Source organism: Streptomyces gamaensis, from assembly GCF_042656465.1.
Taxonomy (GTDB): Bacteria; Actinomycetota; Actinomycetes; order Streptomycetales; family Streptomycetaceae; genus Streptomyces; species Streptomyces gamaensis.
Genome location: NZ_JBHSPB010000004.1, coordinates 358545 through 377698, shown reverse-complemented (window position 1 = coordinate 377698; position 19154 = coordinate 358545). Strand labels below are relative to the sequence as shown.

The 19154-nt window shown below is 74.6% G+C and carries 16 protein-coding genes and 1 tRNA gene; 9 read left to right on the top strand and 8 right to left on the bottom strand.

The window, feature by feature from the left end:
- The first annotated feature begins 98 nt into the window (after positions 1 to 98).
- Positions 99 to 2192, top strand: a complete 2094-nt coding sequence (locus ACFP1Z_RS08980) for an FUSC family protein (RefSeq protein WP_390315394.1) — start codon at positions 99 to 101, stop codon at positions 2190 to 2192.
- Between the two features lie 76 nt (positions 2193 to 2268).
- Here ACFP1Z_RS08980 and ACFP1Z_RS08975 read toward each other — a convergent pair whose 3' ends face one another.
- A complete protein-coding gene (locus ACFP1Z_RS08975) occupies positions 2269 to 2877 on the bottom strand; it encodes a TetR/AcrR family transcriptional regulator (RefSeq protein ID WP_390315393.1) in 609 nt (202 codons plus the stop codon).
- Positions 2878 to 3014: 137 nt separating this feature from the next.
- Here ACFP1Z_RS08975 and ACFP1Z_RS08970 point away from each other — a divergent pair, with 137 nt between their 5' ends.
- The 3 genes from ACFP1Z_RS08970 to ACFP1Z_RS08960 all read left to right on the top strand — a co-directional run bounded on the left by ACFP1Z_RS08970 (position 3015) and on the right by ACFP1Z_RS08960 (position 6951).
- The gene (locus ACFP1Z_RS08970) at positions 3015 to 3563 is read left to right on the top strand and encodes a PH domain-containing protein (RefSeq protein WP_390315392.1); all 549 of its coding nucleotides are present in this window, start codon (positions 3015 to 3017) and stop codon (positions 3561 to 3563) included.
- Complete coding sequence (locus ACFP1Z_RS08965; protein WP_390315390.1) at positions 3560 to 5125, top strand: PH domain-containing protein; 1566 nt, start codon at positions 3560 to 3562, stop codon at positions 5123 to 5125. Before ACFP1Z_RS08970 ends, ACFP1Z_RS08965 begins: the two co-directional genes overlap by 4 nt.
- A 110-nt stretch (positions 5126 to 5235) precedes the next feature.
- Positions 5236 to 6951, top strand: a complete 1716-nt coding sequence (locus ACFP1Z_RS08960) for a sigma-70 family RNA polymerase sigma factor (RefSeq protein ID WP_390315543.1) — start codon at positions 5236 to 5238, stop codon at positions 6949 to 6951.
- Between the two features lie 54 nt (positions 6952 to 7005).
- On the opposite strand, the gene ACFP1Z_RS08955 is transcribed toward ACFP1Z_RS08960, so the two are convergent.
- From ACFP1Z_RS08955 to ACFP1Z_RS08945, 3 genes are all read right to left on the bottom strand, one after another.
- Positions 7006 to 7758 carry a succinate dehydrogenase/fumarate reductase iron-sulfur subunit gene (locus ACFP1Z_RS08955; protein ID WP_390315388.1) on the bottom strand — a complete coding sequence of 251 codons (753 nt, stop codon included), beginning with the start codon at positions 7756 to 7758 and terminating at the stop codon, positions 7006 to 7008.
- A 64-nt stretch (positions 7759 to 7822) separates the two neighbouring features.
- Entirely contained in the window at positions 7823 to 9769 is a 1947-nt protein-coding gene (locus ACFP1Z_RS08950; protein ID WP_390315542.1) for a fumarate reductase/succinate dehydrogenase flavoprotein subunit, read from the bottom strand.
- A gap of 36 nt (positions 9770 to 9805) precedes the next feature.
- Positions 9806 to 10510, bottom strand: a complete 705-nt coding sequence (locus ACFP1Z_RS08945) for a succinate dehydrogenase cytochrome b subunit (RefSeq protein WP_390315387.1) — start codon at positions 10508 to 10510, stop codon at positions 9806 to 9808.
- Between the two features lie 88 nt (positions 10511 to 10598).
- Here ACFP1Z_RS08945 and ACFP1Z_RS08940 point away from each other — a divergent pair, with 88 nt between their 5' ends.
- Entirely contained in the window at positions 10599 to 11492 is an 894-nt protein-coding gene (locus tag ACFP1Z_RS08940) for a LysR family transcriptional regulator (protein WP_390315385.1), read from the top strand.
- A gap of 3 nt (positions 11493 to 11495) precedes the next feature.
- On the opposite strand, the gene crcB is transcribed toward ACFP1Z_RS08940, so the two are convergent.
- Genes crcB through ACFP1Z_RS08925 form a run of 3 tightly spaced genes read right to left on the bottom strand, consistent with a single transcriptional unit; the run spans position 11496 to position 12657 of the window.
- Complete coding sequence (crcB, locus tag ACFP1Z_RS08935; RefSeq protein ID WP_390315384.1) at positions 11496 to 11855, bottom strand: fluoride efflux transporter CrcB; 360 nt, start codon at positions 11853 to 11855, stop codon at positions 11496 to 11498.
- Positions 11852 to 12193, bottom strand: a complete 342-nt coding sequence (locus tag ACFP1Z_RS08930) for a DUF190 domain-containing protein (RefSeq protein ID WP_390315383.1) — start codon at positions 12191 to 12193, stop codon at positions 11852 to 11854. The genes crcB and ACFP1Z_RS08930 overlap by 4 nt, the downstream gene beginning before the upstream one ends.
- Positions 12190 to 12657 (bottom strand): FluC/FEX family fluoride channel, encoded by a 468-nt coding sequence (locus ACFP1Z_RS08925; RefSeq protein ID WP_390315382.1) that lies wholly within the window; start codon positions 12655 to 12657, stop codon positions 12190 to 12192. Before ACFP1Z_RS08925 ends, ACFP1Z_RS08930 begins: the two co-directional genes overlap by 4 nt.
- 558 nt (positions 12658 to 13215) lie before the next feature.
- Here ACFP1Z_RS08925 and ACFP1Z_RS08920 point away from each other — a divergent pair.
- Together ACFP1Z_RS08920 and ACFP1Z_RS08915 are read left to right on the top strand one after the other, a co-directional pair.
- Positions 13216 to 14184, top strand: coding sequence for a polyprenyl synthetase family protein (locus ACFP1Z_RS08920; RefSeq protein WP_390315380.1), 969 nt, complete (start codon positions 13216 to 13218; stop codon positions 14182 to 14184).
- Positions 14185 to 14375: 191 nt separating this feature from the next.
- Positions 14376 to 14648 (top strand): chaplin, encoded by a 273-nt coding sequence (locus tag ACFP1Z_RS08915; protein ID WP_390315379.1) that lies wholly within the window; start codon positions 14376 to 14378, stop codon positions 14646 to 14648.
- 300 nt (positions 14649 to 14948) lie between these two features.
- Here ACFP1Z_RS08915 and ACFP1Z_RS08910 read toward each other — a convergent pair.
- Positions 14949 to 15021: transfer RNA gene (locus ACFP1Z_RS08910), tRNA-Arg, on the bottom strand.
- A gap of 300 nt (positions 15022 to 15321) precedes the next feature.
- Between ACFP1Z_RS08910 and ACFP1Z_RS08905 the strand changes: the two genes are divergently transcribed.
- On the top strand, positions 15322 to 17034 hold the full coding sequence (locus tag ACFP1Z_RS08905) for a dynamin family protein (protein ID WP_390315541.1): 1713 nt from the start codon (positions 15322 to 15324) through the stop codon (positions 17032 to 17034).
- Between the two features lie 88 nt (positions 17035 to 17122).
- Positions 17123 to 19021: a GTPase gene (locus ACFP1Z_RS08900; protein WP_390315539.1), complete on the top strand. Its 1899-nt coding sequence runs from the start codon at positions 17123 to 17125 to the stop codon at positions 19019 to 19021.
- Positions 19022 to 19154: the final 133 nt, after the last annotated feature.

Below are 19154 nucleotides of genomic sequence, written 5' to 3'. Positions count from 1 at the left end.
CGGCGGCGGGGCCTGTGTGACGCAAGAGACGTATGAGCTGCGACAACGCGGGTGATCAACCTCCGTTCCGCCCCGCCGGTGCTCGTAAGCTCAAGGACATGACCTGGTCGAGCGCCCTGAGGAAGACGGTGCGCGCGGGGCTGACGGTCGAGCGGACCAGGCTGGAGCCACTGCTCGCGCTGCGCGCCGCGTGCGGGGTGGCGCTCGTCGTCGGGCTGATCCTGTGGCTCGGCAGCCCGACCCTCGCGGTCTCCTCCGCGTTCGGCGCGTTCGCCGCCGGGCTCGTGACCTTCCAGCGCAGCTGGCGGCCCCGCCCCGTGCTCGCCCTCGGGGTCGCCGTCGGCCTGGGCGTCAGCACCTTCCTCGGCTACCTGGCCGCCGCCGACCACGTCGTCTTCGGCGCGCTGCTGACCGTGTGGACCCTGCTGGCCGGCATGGCCTGGGCCCTCGGGCCGGTCTCCGGTCTGGTCGCCACGCAGACCATCGCCGTCATGCTGGTCACGGTCACCCTGCCCACCACCGTGCCGGGCGCCCTGGTGCACGCCGGGCTGATCGCCGTCGGCGGACTCGCGCAGGCCGCGCTCATCGTGCTCGTCCCCATCCGCCCCTGGGGCCGGCAGCGCGACGCCCTGGCCGACGCGCTCGCCGCCGAGGCCGACTACGCGCGCAGGCTGCGCCACGACCCCGTCGCCCTCTTCGACCCGCACCCGCTGATGGACGCCCGCGAGGCCGCCGCGCTCACCCCGCGGCAGGCCCGCAGCCGCCCCCGCCAGCTCGGCGGCCCCCGCGGCGTCGCCGAACGGCTGCGCCCCGTCCTCGCCTCGCTCGCCGACCCCGACGTGGGCGCGCCCGCCGAAGGGCCCGAACGCGAGCGCGTCCGCGACCTGCTGGCCGCCGCCGCGGCCGTCCTCGACGCCGTCGCCCGCGCCATCCGCCGGGGCCGGCCCGTACGGCTGCCCGCCGACGCCGTCGCCGTGCTCCAGGTGCCCGAGGGCGGACCGGTGCTGCACGGCGCCGCCCGCCGCTCCGCCCTGCGGCTGATGGCCCTGCTCGGCGACGTCGTCGAGGCCGCCGACGAACCCGTGCGCACGGAAGGCGGGCACGGGCCCGAGCCCCGGTTCCTGCTGCGGCCCTCGGTGCCCCGGCTGATCCCCGTGGGCCTGCGCGCGCTGCGCCGCGAGGCACGCTGGTCCTCCGCCGTCGGCCGGCACGCGGTGCGCTCGGCCGTCGTGGTCCTCATCGGCTACGCGCTCGGCCGTGCCCTGCCGCTGGGACACACCTACTGGGCGCCCATGAGCGCGATCATGGTCATGCGGCCGAACTTCGCGCAGACCTACGCGCGGGGCGTGGCCCGCGCGGCCGGGACGGTCGTCGGCGTCGCCGTGGCGGGCGCCCTCATGGCGCTCGCGCACCCCGGCGAGTGGGTGTCCGCCGCGCTCGCCGTGGTGAGCGTCGGGCTGCTGTACCTGCTGACGAACACCGGCTACAGCGTGGCCTCGGCGTGCATCGGCGCCTATGTCGTCTTCCTGCTCGGCATCGCCGGCGCAGGGTGGTCGCAGACCGTCTACGAGCGCGTGGCGCTCACCCTGCTCGGCGGGCTCCTCGCGATGGCCTCGTACGCGCTCTTCCCCGCCTGGGAGACACCCCAGCTGCGCGACCGGCTCGCCGACTGGCTGGACGCCAACGGCCGTTACGCCCTCGCCGTGCTCGCCGTGTTCGCGCGGCCCGCCGACCGCAGGCCGCGCCGCGTGCGCGAGGCGCTGCTGGACCAGCGGGCCGTCCGCTCCGCCTGGGAGGACGCCTCCGACCGCGCCCTGCACGAACCGGTCCGGCACCGCGGCCTCTCCCGCACCGCCGAGCGCGGCGCCGACGCCGCCCTCGCCACGATGGGCCGCGCCACCATGCTCCTGGAGGCCCACGTGCCGGATGCCGCAGCCCAACCCTCCAAGGGGGCCGCCGAGTTCGCCGCCGCCCTCGAAGCCGCGCTGCCGGACGCCGTACGGGCCGTACGCGAACGGCGCGCCCTGGACTGGTCCGGACCCCGCGCCGCCCTGGACGCCTGGCGCGAGCGCGAAGGCGACGACAGCGTGGACGTACGCGGCACGGAACTGCTGACGGACGCCCTGGACGAACTGGCGGTGGCTCTGTCCCCGGGCCCGGGCGGCCGCAACAGGGCGGCGCGCAGACCGTAGTTCGACGGTCGGCGGGCTTGATGGTTGGCGAGCTTGATGGTTCACGGCCTGAAATATTCAGCGCGTTGATGGTCCATCACACCGTGAACAGTCGCTCCAGGTGCACATCGATCAGCCGCAGCGCCTCCTCGGCCGACCACCCGCCCATCAGCGCGTGGTTGGCCAGCCCGTCGGTGAGCGCCATCAGCAGCATCGCCTCGGTGCGCGGGTCACGGTGGGCGGCGACCTCGCCGCGCTCGACGGCCCGGCGGATCTGGCCGGAGAAGAAGTCCAGCAGCAGCGGCAGCCCTTCCTGCGCGTGCGCGAGCATCCGCTCGTCGACGACGGCCCGCGCGAAGTAGGCGACCTGTACGAGGATTCCGCTGCGGCTCTCGTCGTCCAGCGGCAGCATCACCTTGGCCGTCTCGCGCAGGACGTCCCGGGGCGGCGGCTCGCCGGGACCCGTGTGCAGCGCCAGGATCCGCTCGCGCACCCGCTGTGTGGCGAGCTCGTTGATGTGGCCCAGGGCGAAGACCAGCAACTCGTCCTTGCCCGTGAAGTAATGCTGCAACTGCCCGAGCGACATGCCCGCTTCGGCCGCGACATCGCGCAGGCTCGCGCTCTCCAGGCCGCGTGTGCTCGCGATCCGCCACAGGGCCTCGGCGACCCGCCGGCGGCGCTCCTCGTGGTCCACCCTCTTGGGCATGTGTTCCCGCCTCCGCCTGTCGCTCCGCCGCACCCGGTGTGCCCGGCCCCACTTTTGCAAGTCAATCGTATTGCTATAGCTTGACGGGGGCAGACGAGAAGCACACTTGAGGTCCACACGCGTACATGGGGGCGGGCATGGCGGAACACGGACAGCGCCGGTCGCGGCGACCGCACACGGCACAACTGCGGCTGCGGCCACCGCGCAACCGCGTCGACCCGCGCGCCCTGCGCTGGTGGCGCGTGCAGGCCCTGGTGACCGTCAGCGGGCCGCTGCTGCTCATTGCCGCCGGACTGCTCGTGCTGTCCGTCGCGCTCTTCCCGGGCGCGCTGCCCTGGTACGGCCCCCTGGTGGCCGTCGTCCTCGTGCTGCCCGCGCTCGGCTACCAACTGCTCATGCCCCGCTGGCGCTACCGCGTCCACGCGTGGGAGCTGGGCGAGTCCGCCGTCTACGCGGCCGGCGGCTGGCTGTGGCAGCGCCGCCGCGTCGCCCCGCTCTCCCGCGTGCAGACCGTCGACACCGAACGCGGCCCGATCCAGCAGTACTTCGGACTCGCCACCGTCACCGTCACCACCGCCTCCACGGCGGGCAACGTGCGGATCGCGGGCCTGTCCGACGAGGACGCCGCCCACCTGGCCGAGCGCATCGGCACGGCCGCCCAGGCGATACCGGGGGACGCCGCATGACCGCCGACGCGGCCACCGGTCCGCAGCGGCCCACGGACAACGCGCCGCAGCAGGCCGGGGAGTGGCGCTCCCTCGACCCGCGCACCCTGGTCGCCCACTGCAAGTGGCTGTGCGCGCCGCTCGGCACCACCGCCCTCGCCGTCCTCGCCACCGGCGGCCGCCTCGATTCCGGCACGTGGATCAGGCTCGCCGTGATCGGCGCGGTCTTCGCGTGCATCACGGCCGCCGAACTGATCGTCTGGTGGCGCACCCGCTACCGCGTGACCGCCGACTTCTTCGAGATCCGCACGGGCCTGTTCACCGCGCGGCTGCGGTCCGTACCGCTGCACCGCGTCCGCAACGTCGACCTGACCGCCAACCCTCTGCAGCGCCTCCTCGGCATCGTCGTCCTGCGCGCCGGCACCACGGGCTCGCGGACCAGCGGCAGCGAACTGCGGCTGACCGCGCTCTCCCGCCCCGAGGCCCACCGCCTGCGCGCCGAACTCCTCGCCCGCGCGGGGGCCCACGCCACGGACGAACCCGTCCTCGCCACCACCGACCGGCGCCGGCTGCGGTACGCGCCGCTGACGTTCCGGGCCATCGGCGGGGTGTTCGTCGCGGGCGGCGCCGTCTGGCGGGTCCTCGACGGAGTCGGGGTGCAGCCGTGGCGGCTGGGCGTCGTCCGCCGGGCCTTCGACGAACTGGGCCGCAGCGCCCTGTGGCTGACGATCCCGCTCGCCCTGCTGGCGCTCGTCGCGCTCGGCGTCGTCGGCGCGGTCGTCCTGTACGCCGAGAACTGGTGGAACTACCGCCTGGAATGGACCGACGCCGACACCCTGCGCGTGCGCCACGGCCTGCTGACCGCCCGCTCCGTGTCGGTCGAGCGCGCCCGGCTGCGCGGCGTCGTCCTGTGCGAGCCGCTGCTGCTGCGGGCCGGCGGCGGCGCGTCCGTACGGGTCGTGGCGGGCGGACTGGGCAACCGCGACCAGAACCGCAAACGCAGCGTCGTCCTGCCGCCCGCTTCCCGCGCGGAGGCCCTGCGCGTGTGCGAGGGCGTGCTGCGGGAGCCGCTGGAGGCGGGGGAGCTGACCCCGCACCCGCGCGTCGCACTGCGCCGCCGCATCGTACGCGCCCTCGGCTGGGGCGTCCTGCCGGCGGCGCTCGTCCTGGCCGTCCTCGGAGCGCTCCTCACGCCCGTCCTGCTGTACTGCGCGGCCGCCTGGCTGCTGCTCGCCACACCCGTCGCGTACGCGCTCGCCCGCAGCGCCTACCGGGGGCTCGGCCACGGGCTGAACGGGCGCCGCCTCCTGGTGCGTTCGGGGACGTTCGGACGCGAGACCGTGGCCCTGGACCGCTCCGCGATCCTCGCGTGGACCTTCACCGACACCGTCTTCGCCCGCCGGGCCGGCGTGGTCACCGTGACCGCCGCCGTCGCCGCCGGGGAGGACGGCTACCGCATCCGCGACATGGCGGCGGCGGACGCGGCGGCCTTCGTGGAGGAGACGACACCGGGGTTCCTGCGGGAGTTCCTCGACGGACCCGAGGGCACCGCGGGGCGGGCCGAAACGGCCGGTGAAAAGTAGCCGGAAAGCAACCCCGGTTTTTGTTATGGCACCGCGCTCCGCGCATCTCCTATGTGTCAGGACGAACGGAAAGAGGTGCGCGAGACGTGAACGCCGGGAACGCCGGGAGCATGGTCAGCGTGGTCGAGGCGGCGCGGGCCGGGGACACCGCCGCGCAGGACGAGCTCGTCGCCGCGTACCTGCCGCTGGTCTACAACATCGTCGGCCGGGCCCTGAAGGGCCACGCGGACACCGACGACGTGGTGCAGGAGACCATGCTGCGGGTCATCAACGGACTGCCCGCCCTGCGCGACGCGGCCGGGTTCCGCTCCTGGCTCGTGGCCATCACCATGAACCAGATACGCGGCCACTGGCGGACGGAACGCCCCGAGACCCCCGTCAGTGGCCTCCAGGAACTCGGCGAAGTACCCGACCCCGAGGGCGACTTCGTCTCCCTCACCATCCTCCGGCTCGGCCTGGAGGGCCAGCGCAAGGAGGTCGCCGAGGCCACCCGCTGGCTCGACGAGGACGAGCAGGACGCGCTCTCCCTGTGGTGGCTGGAGGCCGCCGGAGAGCTGACCCGCGCCGAACTGGCCGCCGCCCTGGAACTCTCCCCGCAGCACGCCGCGGTCCGCGTCCAGCGCGTCAAGGCACAGCTCGACGTGGCCCGCGGCGTCGTCCGCGCCCTCGCCGCCGACCCGCTGTGCCCCCGGCTCGCCGACGCCGTCGCCCCCTGGGACGGCGTCCCGTCCCCGCTGTGGCGCAAGCGCGCGGCCCGGCACGTACGCGGCTGCGGCCGCTGCACGGGCGCCCTGTCCGCGCTCGTGCCCGCCGAGGGCCTGCTCGTCGGCCTCGGCCTCGTGCCGGTCGCGGGCGCCCTGCTGGGCTGGTGGGGCAGCGGCGCGGTACTGCGCACCCAGGCCGCAGGGCACACGGCCGGCGCGGACCGCGACAGCGCGGGGCAGAGTGCGGGGCAGCCGGGAGGAACGGGCGGCCACGGCGCGGGAACCGGCGCGGCCGGCAGGCACCGTACGGGCGCCACGAGCGGCCACCGCCGGCCCCGCACCCGGAAGCGGGCCGCTGCCGGAGCCGCCGCGCTGGTGGTCGCCGGCGCGGCCGTGCTCGGCGGCCTGTACCTCTTCACCGACTCCCCGGACAACGGGCGAATACCCCGAGCGGGGGCGGCGCAGGGCGAGATGAAGGCCCTGGACGCGTCGACGTCCGCGCTCCCGCCGAGCACCTCGGCCTCCCCGTCGGCCCCGGCCTCGGCATCCGCCCCGGCCTCCGAGCCGGCCTCACCGAGCAACAGCCCTTCCGCGACGCGCAGTCCGTCGGCGTCGGAGTCCGCCTCCCGGGCGCCGGAGACGGACTCCCCGAAACAGCCGTCCGGTGAAACGGACCGGAGCGTCACCGCCGGTCCCCGCCCGCGGCGCAGCGCCCCCCAGCCCCCGGCCGACCCGGGCGGCGGCCCCCTCGCCCAGCAGGTGACGAACCTGGTCAACGCCGAGCGCGCCAAGGCCGGTTGCGGTTCCGTCCGCCTCAACGCGCAGCTGACGCAGGCCGCGCAGCGCCACTCCGACGACATGGCGGCCCGCAACTTCTTCGACCACACCAACCCCGACGGCAAGGGCCCCGGCGACCGCATCACCGCCGCCGGCTACCGCTGGAGCACCTACGGCGAGAACATCGCCTACGGCCAGCAGACCCCTGCCTCGGTCATGGACAGCTGGATGCACAGCGACGGCCACCGCCGCAACATCCGCAACTGCGCGTTCGACGAGATCGGCGTGGGCGTCAACCAGGCCCCGGGCGGGCCGCGCTGGACGCAGGTGTTCGGGGCGCGGTGAACCCCGCGCGCCGGGCCCGCCCGTATCCGCGGGCGGGCCCGGCGCGCAGCGGTCCTACTTGCCCCGTCCCGCCTTCACGCTCGCCCGCAGGAACTCCCGGTTCATCCGCGCGATCGACTGCAGCGGAATCCCCTTCGGGCAGGCCGTCGCGCACTCGCCGGTGTTGGTGCAGCCGCCGAAGCCCTGCTCGTCCATCGCGTTCACCATGTCCAGCACCCGGGACTCCCGCTCGGGTGCTCCCTGGGGCAGAACGTTCAGGTGCACAACCTTCGCCGAAGTGAACAGCATCGCCGAGCCGTTGGGGCAGGCGGCCACGCAGGCGCCGCAGCCGATGCACTCCGCGTGCTCGAAGGCGAGGTCCGCGACCGGCTTGGCGACGGGCGTCGCGTGGGCCTCGGGGGCCGAGCCGGTGGAGACGGACACATAGCCGCCCGAGCCGATGACACGGTCGAAGGCGGAACGGTCGACGACCAGGTCCTTCACGACGGGGAAGGCGGCCGCCCGCCAGGGCTCGACGTCGATGGTGTCGCCGTCGGCGAAGTGCCGCATGTGCAGCTGGCAGGTGGTGGTGCGCTCGGGGCCGTGCGCCTGCCCGTTGATGACCATGCCGCAGGCCCCGCAGATGCCCTCGCGGCAGTCGTGGTCGAAGGCGACGGGCTCCTCGCCGGCGAGGATCAGCTGCTCGTTGAGGGTGTCGAGCATCTCCAGGAAGGACATGTCGGGGGAGATGCCGTCGACCTCGTAGCGGGTCATGGCACCGGCGGCGTCCGGCCCGGACTGGCGCCAGATGCGCAGGGTGAGCTTCATGAGGGGTACCTCGTGTCGTGGTGTCCGTGTCGTCCGGGTCCTGTCGCGCGCGGAGGGAGGCCGCTCACGCGTAACTCCGCTGCGTCGGGTGGACGTACTCGAACGTCAGCTCTTCCTTGTGCAGGACGGGCGCCGTGCCCGTCCCCGTGAACTCCCAGGCGGCCGCGTAGGAGAACTCGTCGTCCTGGCGCGCCGCCTCGCCCTCCGGCGTCTGGCTCTCCTCGCGGAAGTGGCCGCCGCACGACTCGCGGCGGTGCAGCGCGTCCAGGCACATCAGCTCGGCCAGTTCGAGGTAGTCCACGATGCGGTTCGCCTTCTCCAGCGACTGGTTGAGCTCCTCGCCGCTGCCCGGCACCTTGATCCGCCGCCAGAACTCCTCCCGCAGGGCGGGAATGCGGTCCAGGGCCTTGCGCAGCCCGGCCTCCGTACGCGCCATCCCGCACTCGTCCCACAGCAGTTCGCCGAGCTCGCGGTGGAAGGAGTCGGGGGTGCGGTCGCCGTCGTTGGCGAGCAGCCGCTCCAGACGCTCGGAGACGGCCGTGACGGCCTCGGTGACCGCCGGGTGGTCCTCGGCGACCGGCTCGTGCGGATGGCGGGCCAGATAGTCGTTGATGGTGGACGGCAGCACGAAGTAGCCGTCGGCCAGCCCCTGCATGAGCGCGGACGCGCCGAGCCGGTTGGCACCGTGGTCGGAGAAGTTGGCCTCACCGATCGCGAACAGGCCCGGGACGCTCGTCTGAAGGTCGTAGTCCACCCACAGACCGCCCATCGTGTAGTGGATCGCCGGGTAGATGCGCATCGGCACCTCGTACGGGTTCTCCGCGGTGATCCGCTCGTACATCTCGAAGAGGTTGCCGTACTTCTCCGCGACCTTCTCCTTGCCCATCCGCCGGATGGCGTCCGCGAAGTCGAGGTAGACGCCCTGTCCGCCGGGACCGACACCCCGCCCCTCGTCGCAGACGTTCTTCGCGGCACGGGAGGCGATGTCACGCGGCACCAGGTTGCCGAACGAGGGGTAGATCCGCTCCAGGTAGTAGTCCCGCTCCTCCTCGGGGATCTGCCCCGGCGGGCGGGTGTCGCCCTTGGCCTTCGGCACCCAGATACGGCCGTCGTTGCGCAGCGACTCGCTCATCAGCGTCAGCTTCGACTGATGGTCGCCGGAGCGCGGGATGCAGGTCGGGTGGATCTGCGTGAAGCAGGGGTTCGCGAAGTACGCGCCCCGCCGGTGCGCCCGCCAGATCGCCGTCGCGTTGGAGTTCTTGGCGTTCGTCGACAGGTAGAAGACATTGCCGTAGCCGCCGGAGGCGAGCACGACCGCGTCCGCGAAGTAGGTGTCGATCCGCCCGGTGACCAGATCGCGGGCGACGATGCCGCGGGCCCGGCCGTCGACGACGATCAGGTCGAGCATCTCGGTGCGCGGGTGCATCTCCACATTGCCCGCCGCGATCTGCCGGGTCAGCGCCTGGTAGGCGCCCAGCAGCAGCTGCTGGCCCGTCTGCCCGCGCGCGTAGAAGGTCCGCGAGACCTGCACGCCGCCGAACGAGCGGGTGTCCAGCAGCCCGCCGTACTCGCGGGCGAACGGCACGCCCTGCGCCACGCACTGGTCGATGATCTCCACCGACACCTGGGCGAGGCGGTGCACGTTGGACTCGCGGGCCCGGAAGTCACCGCCCTTGACGGTGTCGTAGAACAGCCGGTGGATCGAGTCGCCGTCGTTGCGGTAGTTCTTCGCCGCGTTGATGCCGCCCTGCGCGGCGATCGAGTGCGCGCGGCGCGGCGAGTCCTGGTAGCAGAACTGCACGACGTGGTAGCCCTGTTCGGCCAGCGTCGCGCCCGCCGAACCGCCCGCGAGACCGGTGCCGACCACGATGACCGTCTGCTTGCGGCGGTTGGCCGGGTTGACCAGCTTCGCGGAGAAGCGGCGGCGGTCCCAGCGCTCGGCGATCGGCCCGTCCGGGGCCTTGGTGTCGGCGACCGGCTCACCGGTCGCGTAGGCGGTGTAGTCGGACAGCCCGGAATCCGCTGCCTGTGCTGCCTCGGTCATCTCTCAGCTCACCAATCCACTCATCACGGCCACGGGCACGACGACGAAACCGCAAGTCAGCAACAGCGCGAGCCCGTTGGCGGAAGCCTTGAGCACCCGGTCGCGGCGCGGGCTGTTCGCGCCCAGCGTCTGCGCGGCGCTCCAGAAGCCGTGCCGGATGTGCAGACCGAGCGCGAGCATCGCGACGATGTAGACGACGTCGACGTACCAGCGGTCGAAGGAGGCCACGAGGTTCTCGTACGGGCGGCCCTGCTGCGCGTTGGGGTTCACCGTCAGCGTCGTCAGGTCGAGGATGTGCCAGACGATGAACAGCGCCAGGATCACCCCGCCCCAGCGCATCGTGCGCGTCGCGTAGCTCGCCCGGGCCCGGGTGCGCGCGTACTTCTGCGGACGCGCGGCCAGATCGCGCCGGCTCAGCTGGAACGCGGCCACCCCGTGCAGGACGACGGACACCACCAGGCCCGCGCGGACCAGCCACAGGAACCACTCGTAGTGCAGGGCGGGTTCACCGATGGTGCGCAGCCAGTGCGCGTAGCCGTTGAAGTCGCCGGCGCCGAAGAAGATCTTGAGGTTGCCCAGCATGTGGGCGACCAGATACGCCAGCATGGTCGCGCCGGTGATCGCCATGACCGCCTTCTTGCCGACGGTCGAGCGCCACACGGAGCCGATGAACGACGGAGAACGCTCCGTCCGGGTCGCCAGTGCCATGACAGCCGACGCTAGGTCGGGCCGGGTCGATGCGTCCAAGACATGCTGGGGCTCGTTTCCATAGGGAACGCCTATTTATGCTGGCAGAGTGCAACTTCAGCAGCTCCGCTACTTCGTGACGGTCGCGGAAGTCCGTCACTTCACCCACGCCGCCGAGGCGTTGCACGTCGCCCAGCCCTCGCTCTCGCAGCAGATCCGCGCCCTCGAACGCGAGCTGGGCGCCGAGCTGTTCCACCGCGCCCGCGGCAACATCACCCTCACCGACGCCGGCGAGGCACTGCTGCCGCTCGCCCGGCAGATCCTCGCCGACGCCGAGACCGCGCGCCGCGAGGTGCAGGAGGTCGCCCGGCTGCGGCGCGGCCGGGTGCGGCTCGGCGCCCCGCCGAGCCTGTGCGCGAGCCTCGTGCCCGACGTGCTGCGCACCTACCACGCCCGCTACCCGGGCATCGAGCTCGTCGTCGACGAGGGCGGCTCCCAGGACCTGGTGCGCACCCTCGCCGGCGGCGGCCTCGACCTCGCCCTGATCATCACCCCGCTCGCCGTCGGCGCCCCCGCGCTCGCCACCACCGAAGTGCTCCGCGAGGACCTCGTCGTCGTCACCTCGCCCGCCGCGCCCCCGCCCACCCGCCGCGCCCGGATCCGGGTGGAGGAACTGCAGGGCCTGCCCATGGTGATGTTCCGGCGCGGCTACGACCTGCGGGAGATGACGGCCGCCGCCTGCCGCGCCGCCGGCTTCGAGCCCGCCTACACCGTCGAGGGCGGCGAGATGGACGCGGTCCTCGGCTTCGTGCGCGCGGGGCTGGGCCTGGCCGTCGTCCCCGGCATGGTCGCCGCCCGCTCCGGGCTGCGCGTCACACCCTTCGAGGGCACCCGCATGCGCCGTACGATCGCCGTCGCCCACCGCAAGGACGTCGCCCCGCCGGGCGCGGCACGCGAACTGCGCGGGGTGCTGCTGGAGCACCTGGCGGCGGAGAGGGGATGAGCGTCACTTCCACATCACCCCCGCCAGCGCCACCCCCGCGCACGCCGCCGCCAGACCGCACACGACACTCACGGCCGCGTTCGCCGCCGCGTAGCCGCGGGCACCGTCGCGGGCCAGGCGCACCGTCTCGTAGGAGAACGTGGAGTACGTGGTCAGGGCGCCGCACAGGCCCGTACCGAGCAGGAGCTGGAGCCGGTGGGGGGCGGCCCCGGTCAGGAGCCCCAGCAGCAGACAGCCGGCCACGTTGACCGTGAGGGTCCCCCAGGGGAAGACGGAGTCGTGGCGGGACTGCACGGCCCGGTCGGTCAGATAGCGCAGCGGGGCACCGGCCATGGCACCCGCGACGACGAGCAGCCAGTTCACGCGCCTGCCTCGCCCTCGCCGTGCACGACCTCGACCTCGTCGAGGAACACCAGTCCCACGCCGGTCAGTTCCCGCAGCCGCGGCACGAACTCGCGCACGCGCGCGGGGGAGTCGACGATGACGACCGCCACCGGAAGGTCCTCGGACAGCGACAGCAGCCGCGCGGTGTGCACGCGCGAGGAGGCCCCGAAACCCTCGATGCCGCGGAAGACCGACGCGCCCGCGAGCCCGGCGGCGTGCGCCCGGTGCACGATCTCCGTGTACAGCGGCCGGTGGTGCCAGGTGTCGTCCTCGTTGACGAGAACCGTCAGCCGCAGCGCGTTCGTCCGCAACGTCATCGTGCCGCCCTCCGCTCCAGCAGCAGCCGGGTTGCACCCGCCGCCGCCCACACCGCCACGAGCGCGGTGACCAGGGTGCCCGCCAGATACGCGAACGCGAGGGCGGTCCGGCCCTCGCCGGCGAGCCGCTGGATGTCCACCGCGTAGGTGGAGAACGTGGTGAAACCGCCCAGCACGCCCGTCCCCAGGAAGGGCCGCAGCAGCCGGTGCGCGCCCAGCGCGTCGATGGCCGCCAGCAGCACCCCGATCAGCGCGCAGCCGACCGCGTTGACGAAGAACGTGGTCCAGGGGAACGCGCCGTCCGCGGTCGGCCACAGCAGGCCCGCCCCGTAGCGGGCCGCGGCGCCCAGCCCGCCGCCGAGCGAGACCACGCAGACAACGGGCAACTGGCCGCGGGCCGCGAAGCCGCGGCGCTGCGGGGTGTGGACGTGGGGGCTGTCGGTGACCGTGTCGGCCCGGCCCATGCCGCCTCCTGTTCGCAGGGCACCCACAAGGAGGGTGCGGTGGTACGCGCGAGGAGGGACCGTTGGCGGCGGCTGTGCCGCGGTTCTTCTCCGGCGGGCCCCACCGCCGGGTGCGCGGCGCACCGGGCCGCGAACGGCTTACAGGCTACCCCGGCGGCCCGGGCTCCGCTCTTTCGCGCCCGTTCCCTCCGGGCCGGCCCGGCCCGGCGGCACAAGAGCCGAATATGAGCCAAAAAATCCCGCCCCGGACCACCGGACCGCTCCGGGCGTCCCCGTTCCCGCCGCCCGGCCGGGCCCGCCTCCCCGGCGACCGGCACCGCCCCGGACCGATCATGTCCGCGCGCCGCCCGCCCCGGCCCCGCGCGGGGGCGCGCGCGGAGCGTACCGGGAGCTCGGGGGGACCCCGCATTCCGGTATGGCAGGAAACCATCGCTTCCCGCGCGCTCCCGTGGGCAGCCTTCTGGCCGGTCACCCTCCGCTACGGCAGCGGAGCACCCGCCCGGCAGGGTCGGCCGGCGGCCGAAGCCGATCCAGGGAGCCGATCCAGGGAGGCACACGATGACGACGCAAGGCCGGCTGCCGCGCGCCGCGGCGCCCCAGGAGGTGGCACCCCAGATCCAGCGCGCCGGGATGCTCGACCGGGTCGAGGAGCGGCTGCGCGGACTCCTCAACGACGAGCACCGCCGCTGGCGCACCGCCGACACCCGGGGCGCCGGCCTCATCGAGTCCCTCGCCGAGCTCGTCGCCGTCGGCGTCGACCGCGTCCGCCCGGTCATCGTCCTCACCGGCTATCTCGCGGCGGGCGGCGACCCCGAGGCCCCCGAGCCCGTGGACGCCGCGGCCGCCCTCGAACTCCTCGACACCTGCACCCTCATCCGCAGCGACGTCCGCGACAACGCCGCCCTGCGCCGGGGCATCCCCACCCTGCACGTCAGCCGGGCCGCCGAGCACGAGCGCAACGGCTGGGCGGGCGAGGCACGGCGGTTCGGGGAATCCACCGCCACCCTCGCCGGCGACCTCGCCCTGGCCCTCGCCGACCGGCTCACCGCCCGCCTGCCCGCGCCCGCCTGGCACATCTGGCACGAACTGCGCCTGGAGCGCACCGTCGGCACCTACGCGCACGAGGCGATGACCGCCGAGTACCTCGACGACCCGTGGCCGGGGCGGTGCATATCGGGATGCGACCGGGGCTGCACGGCGGGCTGGTACGCGCTGCGCCACCCGCTGCGGCTGGGCGCCGCCCTCGCCGACCGCCCCGACCTCGACGCCGCCTACGACGCCTACGCCCGCCATCTGCACGCCGCGTGGCGGCTGCGCGGCTTCCTCGACGGCGGCCCCGAGTACGACTGGGACGCGGAACTGCTGCGGGAGATCCTCCTGGAGCGCGAGGAGAGAGGCATCGCCGAGCGCCTCATCCGCGAACTCGTCGACCGGGCCTCGCGGACCGCCGCGACCACGGCCCTGGCCACGGGCTGGTGCGAGGAACTGACGGCGTTCGCGGCCCGCATGGCGGCGGAGCACGGCTGAGCGGCGCCGGGGGCGGTGCGGCCGGGCCGCCGGGGGACCGCCCCCGGCGGCCCGCCGCCCCGCCGGTCACCCGTAAGGTCGGTCACCCGTCCGCTTCACGGACGAAACCTTTGCGAACACCGGGCGTTGTTCCACACCCCGGCCGCCCCCGGCCGGGTGCCCTCTGTTCCACGAAGCAAAGGTGTCACCGCATGTCTCGTATCGCCAGAACCGCCGTAGTGACCGCCGCCGTGGGCGCCGCGATCGCGGGCCTCACCGGCAGCGCTGTCGCCGACTCGGAGGCCAAGGGCGTCGCCGCCGGCTCCCCCGGCATCGTCTCCGGCGACGTCATCCAGATCCCGATCCACCTCCCGATCAACCTGTGTGGCAACAGCATCGACATCATCGGCCTGCTGAACGCGGCATCGGGCAACACCTGCGTGAACAGCGGAGGTGGCCACGGCGGCCACGGTCACGGCTGGTAGGCCGTAGGCCATCCACTGGTGGCCGCCCTGCGCGCGGCCCCCGGCCCGGGCTCATGAAGGGCGGCCCGCGACCGCCCCGTGTGGCGCCCCCGACCAGCTGTCGGGGGCGCCACAGCCGTTGTGGCGCGGACCTCGGGGCGAGCCGGACCTTACGCCGCCGCGACGTGCTCCCCGCTAACCTCCCCACCAGGGCGAAAACGGCCGCGACGCGACCACGACGGGCCACGACGAAGCGACGACGACGCCACGAACGAGAAAACGCCCCTCCCGAAAGGGAGAGGCGTACGGGACGAACCGGAGCGCCCCCGGCAGGACTCGAACCTGCGGCCAAGCGCTTAGAAGGCGCCTGCTCTATCCACTGAGCTACGGGGGCCGGAATGGGTGGCGGTCGCGGACGGCTGACGCCCCGCGGGGTGCCGTGACCTTGCCGGGGACAAGGATAGGGCTCCGCTTGCCTCGTCCCGGTTGCTTCACCTCCGGCCCACCCTGTGGAGGTTTGGTGAAGCGGTCCTGATAATCGCAGGCGGGTGCGAATCTTGCACGGTTTTTGACGCCCCAGACGTCGGGTGTTGTGTACTCGTTATGCCTGGACCCCACGCGCCACGCCTCGCGCGCCAAGTGCCAAACACTTCAAAAACACCGCAGAATTGGGCATTCTGCACATGTGGTGACCTTGGACGTACGGCCCAGACTGCTCGACGCACTGTCCGCACTGCGTGACCGTGTCGACGCCGCACGCTTCCCGCTCCCCCTTCCCGGCGCCGCCCGCGCCCGCCGGAACCGCGCCGAACTCCTGGCGCAACTCGATGACTACGTGGTGCCCCGCCTGTGCGCCCCCGAAGCGCCGTTGCTCGCCGTGGTCGGCGGTTCCACCGGGGCCGGCAAGTCCACCCTCGTCAACTCCCTGGTGGGACGGCGGGTCACCGAGGCGGGGGTCCTACGGCCGACGACCCGTACGCCAGTGCTGGTCTGCCATCCTGACGATCATCACTGGTTCGCGGGACAGCGCGTGCTGCCCGCGTTCCGCCGGATCTGGGTACCGGCGCAGGACGCCGCCGTGGATCCGGCCCACTCGGCACACGGCGCCCAGAGCGCACCCGGAAGCCACGCTTCCCCCGGCGGCGCCCAGGCGGCGACGGCGGCAGCGGACCGGGCCGCGCTGCCGGAGCAGCCGGAGGGCGCCGAGCCGGACGAGGGGGACGGCGAGCCGCCGGCGCTGCGCGTCGAGACCGACCACGCCCTGCCGCGCGGCCTGGCCCTGCTCGACGCCCCCGACATCGACTCCCTGGTCTGCCGCAACCGCGAGCTCGCGGCCGAGCTGATCTGCGCCGCCGACATCTGGGTGCTGGTCACCACCGCGACCCGGTACGCGGACGCGGTGCCCTGGCACCTGCTGCGCACGGCCAAGGAGTACGACGTCACCCTCGTCACCGTCCTGGACCGGGTGCCCCACCAGGTCGCGGCCGAGATCTCCCGGCACTACGCGGCCCTGCTCACCGCCGCCGGCCTCGGCGACGTGCCCCGCTTCACCATCCCCGAACTGCCCGAGTCCGCGGGCGGCGGCAGCGGCCTGCTGCCCGCCACGGCCGTCGCGGGCCTGCGGTCCTGGCTCGACCAGCAGGCCCAGGACCCGGCCGCCCGCGCCGTGGCCACCGCCCGCACCGTGGGCGGGATCCTGGCCTCGCTGGGCTCGCGGCTGCCCGGGCTCGCCGGGGCCTCGGCGGTCCAGCACGCCGCGTCCGTCAAGCTGTCGGCAGCCGTGGAGGAGGCGTACGGGCGGGCGGCGGAGCGGGTGCGCGGCGAGGTCGCGGCCGGCGAGGTGCTCGCCGCCGACGCCCTGACGCACTGGCGCGGCCACCCCCACGACAGCACGTCGGACGAACTGCTCACCGCGCTCACCGGCGCCCTGGGCGCGCTGCTGGGCTGTGCCGTGGCCGGGGCCGACGAGGAGATCGCCGCGCACTGCGCCGGTGAACCGGCCGCGGAGGGCGTGCTCGCGCTGCGCGGGAACGGCGGCACCGCCGAGCGCGTCGGGATCGCGGTACGGCGCTGGCGGCGCTGCCTGGAGGAGCTCGCGGACGAGGAGGTACGGGCCGCCGAGCGCGGTGCCGCCCTCGACGCCGAACGCACGGCCGCCCTGCTCGCGGCCGCGCTGCTGGGCGGCCGGCGCGCCCGTACGGCCGGCGAGACGCTGGCCGAGACCCTCGGGGCACAGGGCGCGCTGCGGCTGCGCGACCGGGGCGGCCGGATGCTCGACGACTGCCTCGAAGGCGTCCTGGAGGAGGAACGGGACCGCCGCACCGCGGCCCTGGAGGCCCTCGACATCACCCCCGACCACCAGGTCGAGCTCATTGCCGCGCTGTCCGTACTGCAGAGGGAGAGATGACCCGGTGAACCCCGTCGGCCCGGCGAACCAGGACGAAGCGGCGAGGGCGGCGGCAGCCGCCGGTGGTTGCGGGGGCGGCGGTGAAGGGGTGGCGCCAGGACGGCGGACGCCCGAGCACGCGCACCCGTTCTGGGACGACGGGCTGATCGCGCGCCGCGCGCGCCCGGCGGACGAGGACGGTGCGCAGGACGCGACAGCACCGCGTACGGCTCCGCCCCCGCGCCCCCAGGGCACGGCCGCGCCCTCCGCCCGCGCCGGTGCCTCGCCCGTGGGCGCCGTGCTGCGGCCCCGGCTGGACGCGCTGCGCGAGCTCGTGGGGCTCTCGCGGGCCCGGCTGAACCGGCGCACGCTCGCCGAGGCCGGCCGGGTGCTGGAGGAGGCCCAGGCGCGGCAGCGGCACTCGCTCGACCTGACGGTCGTGGCCCTCGCCGGGGCCACGGGCAGCGGCAAGTCGACCCTGTTCAACGCCCTCGCCCGCACCCAGCTCTCCGAGGCCGGGGTGCGCCGGCCGACCACCACCGCCCCGGTCTCCTGCTCGTGGACCGAGCGCGCGGACGGCGCGGACGGGCTGCTGGAGCGGCTCGGCATCCCGCCCCGCTCCCGCCGGCAGCCGGTGCGCCCGTACGACCCGGGGCTCGCCGGACTCGTGCTCATCGACCTGCCCGACCACGACTCGGCGGCCGCCGGGCACCGGGAGCAGGTGGACCGGATGCTGGGGCTGGTGGACGCGGTGATCTGGGTCGTGGACCCGGAGAAGTACGCGGACGCCGTGCTGCACGAGCGCTATCTGCGGCCGCTGGCCGGATACGCGGAGGTCACCTTCGTCGTGCTCAACCAGGTGGACCGGCTCTCGCGCGACGCCGCCGACCAGGTCCTGGACGACCTGCGGCGGCTGCTCGACGAGGACGGGCTCGCCCTCGGCGAGCACGGCGAGCCGGGGGCCGAGGTGCTCGCGGTCTCCGCGCTCACCGGGGAGGGCCTGGGCGAACTGCGGGAGCTGCTGGTGCGGTTCACCTCCCGGCGGGACACCGCTGAGCGGCGGCTCGCGGCCGACGTCGACGGGGTCGCCGAACGGCTGCGGCCCGCGTACGTGGGGGAGGGGCGGCCGGAGCTGACCGAGATCGCGCGGCAGGACTTCGAGGACCGGCTCGCGGAGGCGGTGGGCGTCCGGGCCGCCGGGCTGGCGGCCGAGCGGGCCTGGCTGCGGGAGGCGGAGCGCGCCTGCGGGACGTCGTGGACGCTGGCCCGGCGCTGGTACGCGCGGCGGCGGGCGGCCCGTCCGCAGGACTCCCCGGCAGGTTCCGGGACGGCGCCGGACGCGGGCGCCCCGGCGGTGCGTACGGCCTCCCGCCCGCTGGTGGAGCAGGCCGTACGGACGCTGGCGTACGAGGCCTCGGCCGGGCTCCCCGACCCGTGGGCGCGGGCCGTCAGGGGAGCGGCGCGGCGCGGTGCGGAAGGGCTCGCGGAGGCGCTGGACGCGGCGGGCGGCGCGGCCCTGGCGGCCGCCCGCGCGAGCCGTGCCGCCGCCGGAGGGCACGCGGGCCCGGGGCGGCGCCGCGGCGGCGGGCGGCACGCGGCCTCGGGCCGTACGGGCGCCCGGAGCGGGAACCCGGGCGGCAGCGGCGGGGCGCGGCCGGTGTGGCCGCGGTGGTGGGCGGTGGCCGCGGTGGCGCAGAGCGTGCTGACGGTCCTGCAACTCGTGGGAGCGGCATGGCTGTTGGGTGTGGCCGGCGGGGTCTGCGGCGGTCAGTGGTGGATCCCCGGACTGCTGCTGGCGGCGGGCGGGCTGGGCGGCCCGCTGCTCGCCCTGTGCTGCCGGGCGGTGGCCCGGGGGCCGGCGCGCCGGTACGGCCTGGAGACGGAACGCCGGCTGCGGGGGGCGGCCGCGGGCTGTGGCCGCGCCCGCGTCCTGGAGCCGGTGGCGGCGGAACTCCTGCGGTACCGGGAGGTGCGGGCGCAGTATGTGATCGCGGCGGGTGGGGTGTGAGGGGCGAGTGGGGTGTGAGGGCCCGGGGTGAGTGACCCGGTTGTCCACAAGCGGGCCGTGATCCACAGGGCCCGGCGGGATCCGGCGAACGCGGGCAGCATGGACCGTGCCGCACCGCGCGGCAGCCGGACGG

Coding starts and splice junctions, on each gene's coding strand:
- ACFP1Z_RS08980 (WP_390315394.1), top strand. CDS start 99: ATGACCTGGTCGAGCGCCCTGAGGAAGACGGTGCGCGCGGGGCTGACG.
- ACFP1Z_RS08975 (WP_390315393.1), bottom strand. CDS start 2,877: ATGCCCAAGAGGGTGGACCACGAGGAGCGCCGCCGGCGGGTCGCCGAG.
- ACFP1Z_RS08970 (WP_390315392.1), top strand. CDS start 3,015: ATGGCGGAACACGGACAGCGCCGGTCGCGGCGACCGCACACGGCACAA.
- ACFP1Z_RS08965 (WP_390315390.1), top strand. CDS start 3,560: ATGACCGCCGACGCGGCCACCGGTCCGCAGCGGCCCACGGACAACGCG.
- ACFP1Z_RS08960 (WP_390315543.1), top strand. CDS start 5,236: ATGGTCAGCGTGGTCGAGGCGGCGCGGGCCGGGGACACCGCCGCGCAG.
- ACFP1Z_RS08955 (WP_390315388.1), bottom strand. CDS start 7,758: ATGAAGCTCACCCTGCGCATCTGGCGCCAGTCCGGGCCGGACGCCGCC.
- ACFP1Z_RS08945 (WP_390315387.1), bottom strand. CDS start 10,510: ATGGCACTGGCGACCCGGACGGAGCGTTCTCCGTCGTTCATCGGCTCC.
- ACFP1Z_RS08930 (WP_390315383.1), bottom strand. CDS start 12,193: ATGACGTTGCGGACGAACGCGCTGCGGCTGACGGTTCTCGTCAACGAG.
- ACFP1Z_RS08925 (WP_390315382.1), bottom strand. CDS start 12,657: ATGGGCCGGGCCGACACGGTCACCGACAGCCCCCACGTCCACACCCCG.
- ACFP1Z_RS08920 (WP_390315380.1), top strand. CDS start 13,216: ATGACGACGCAAGGCCGGCTGCCGCGCGCCGCGGCGCCCCAGGAGGTG.
- ACFP1Z_RS08915 (WP_390315379.1), top strand. CDS start 14,376: ATGTCTCGTATCGCCAGAACCGCCGTAGTGACCGCCGCCGTGGGCGCC.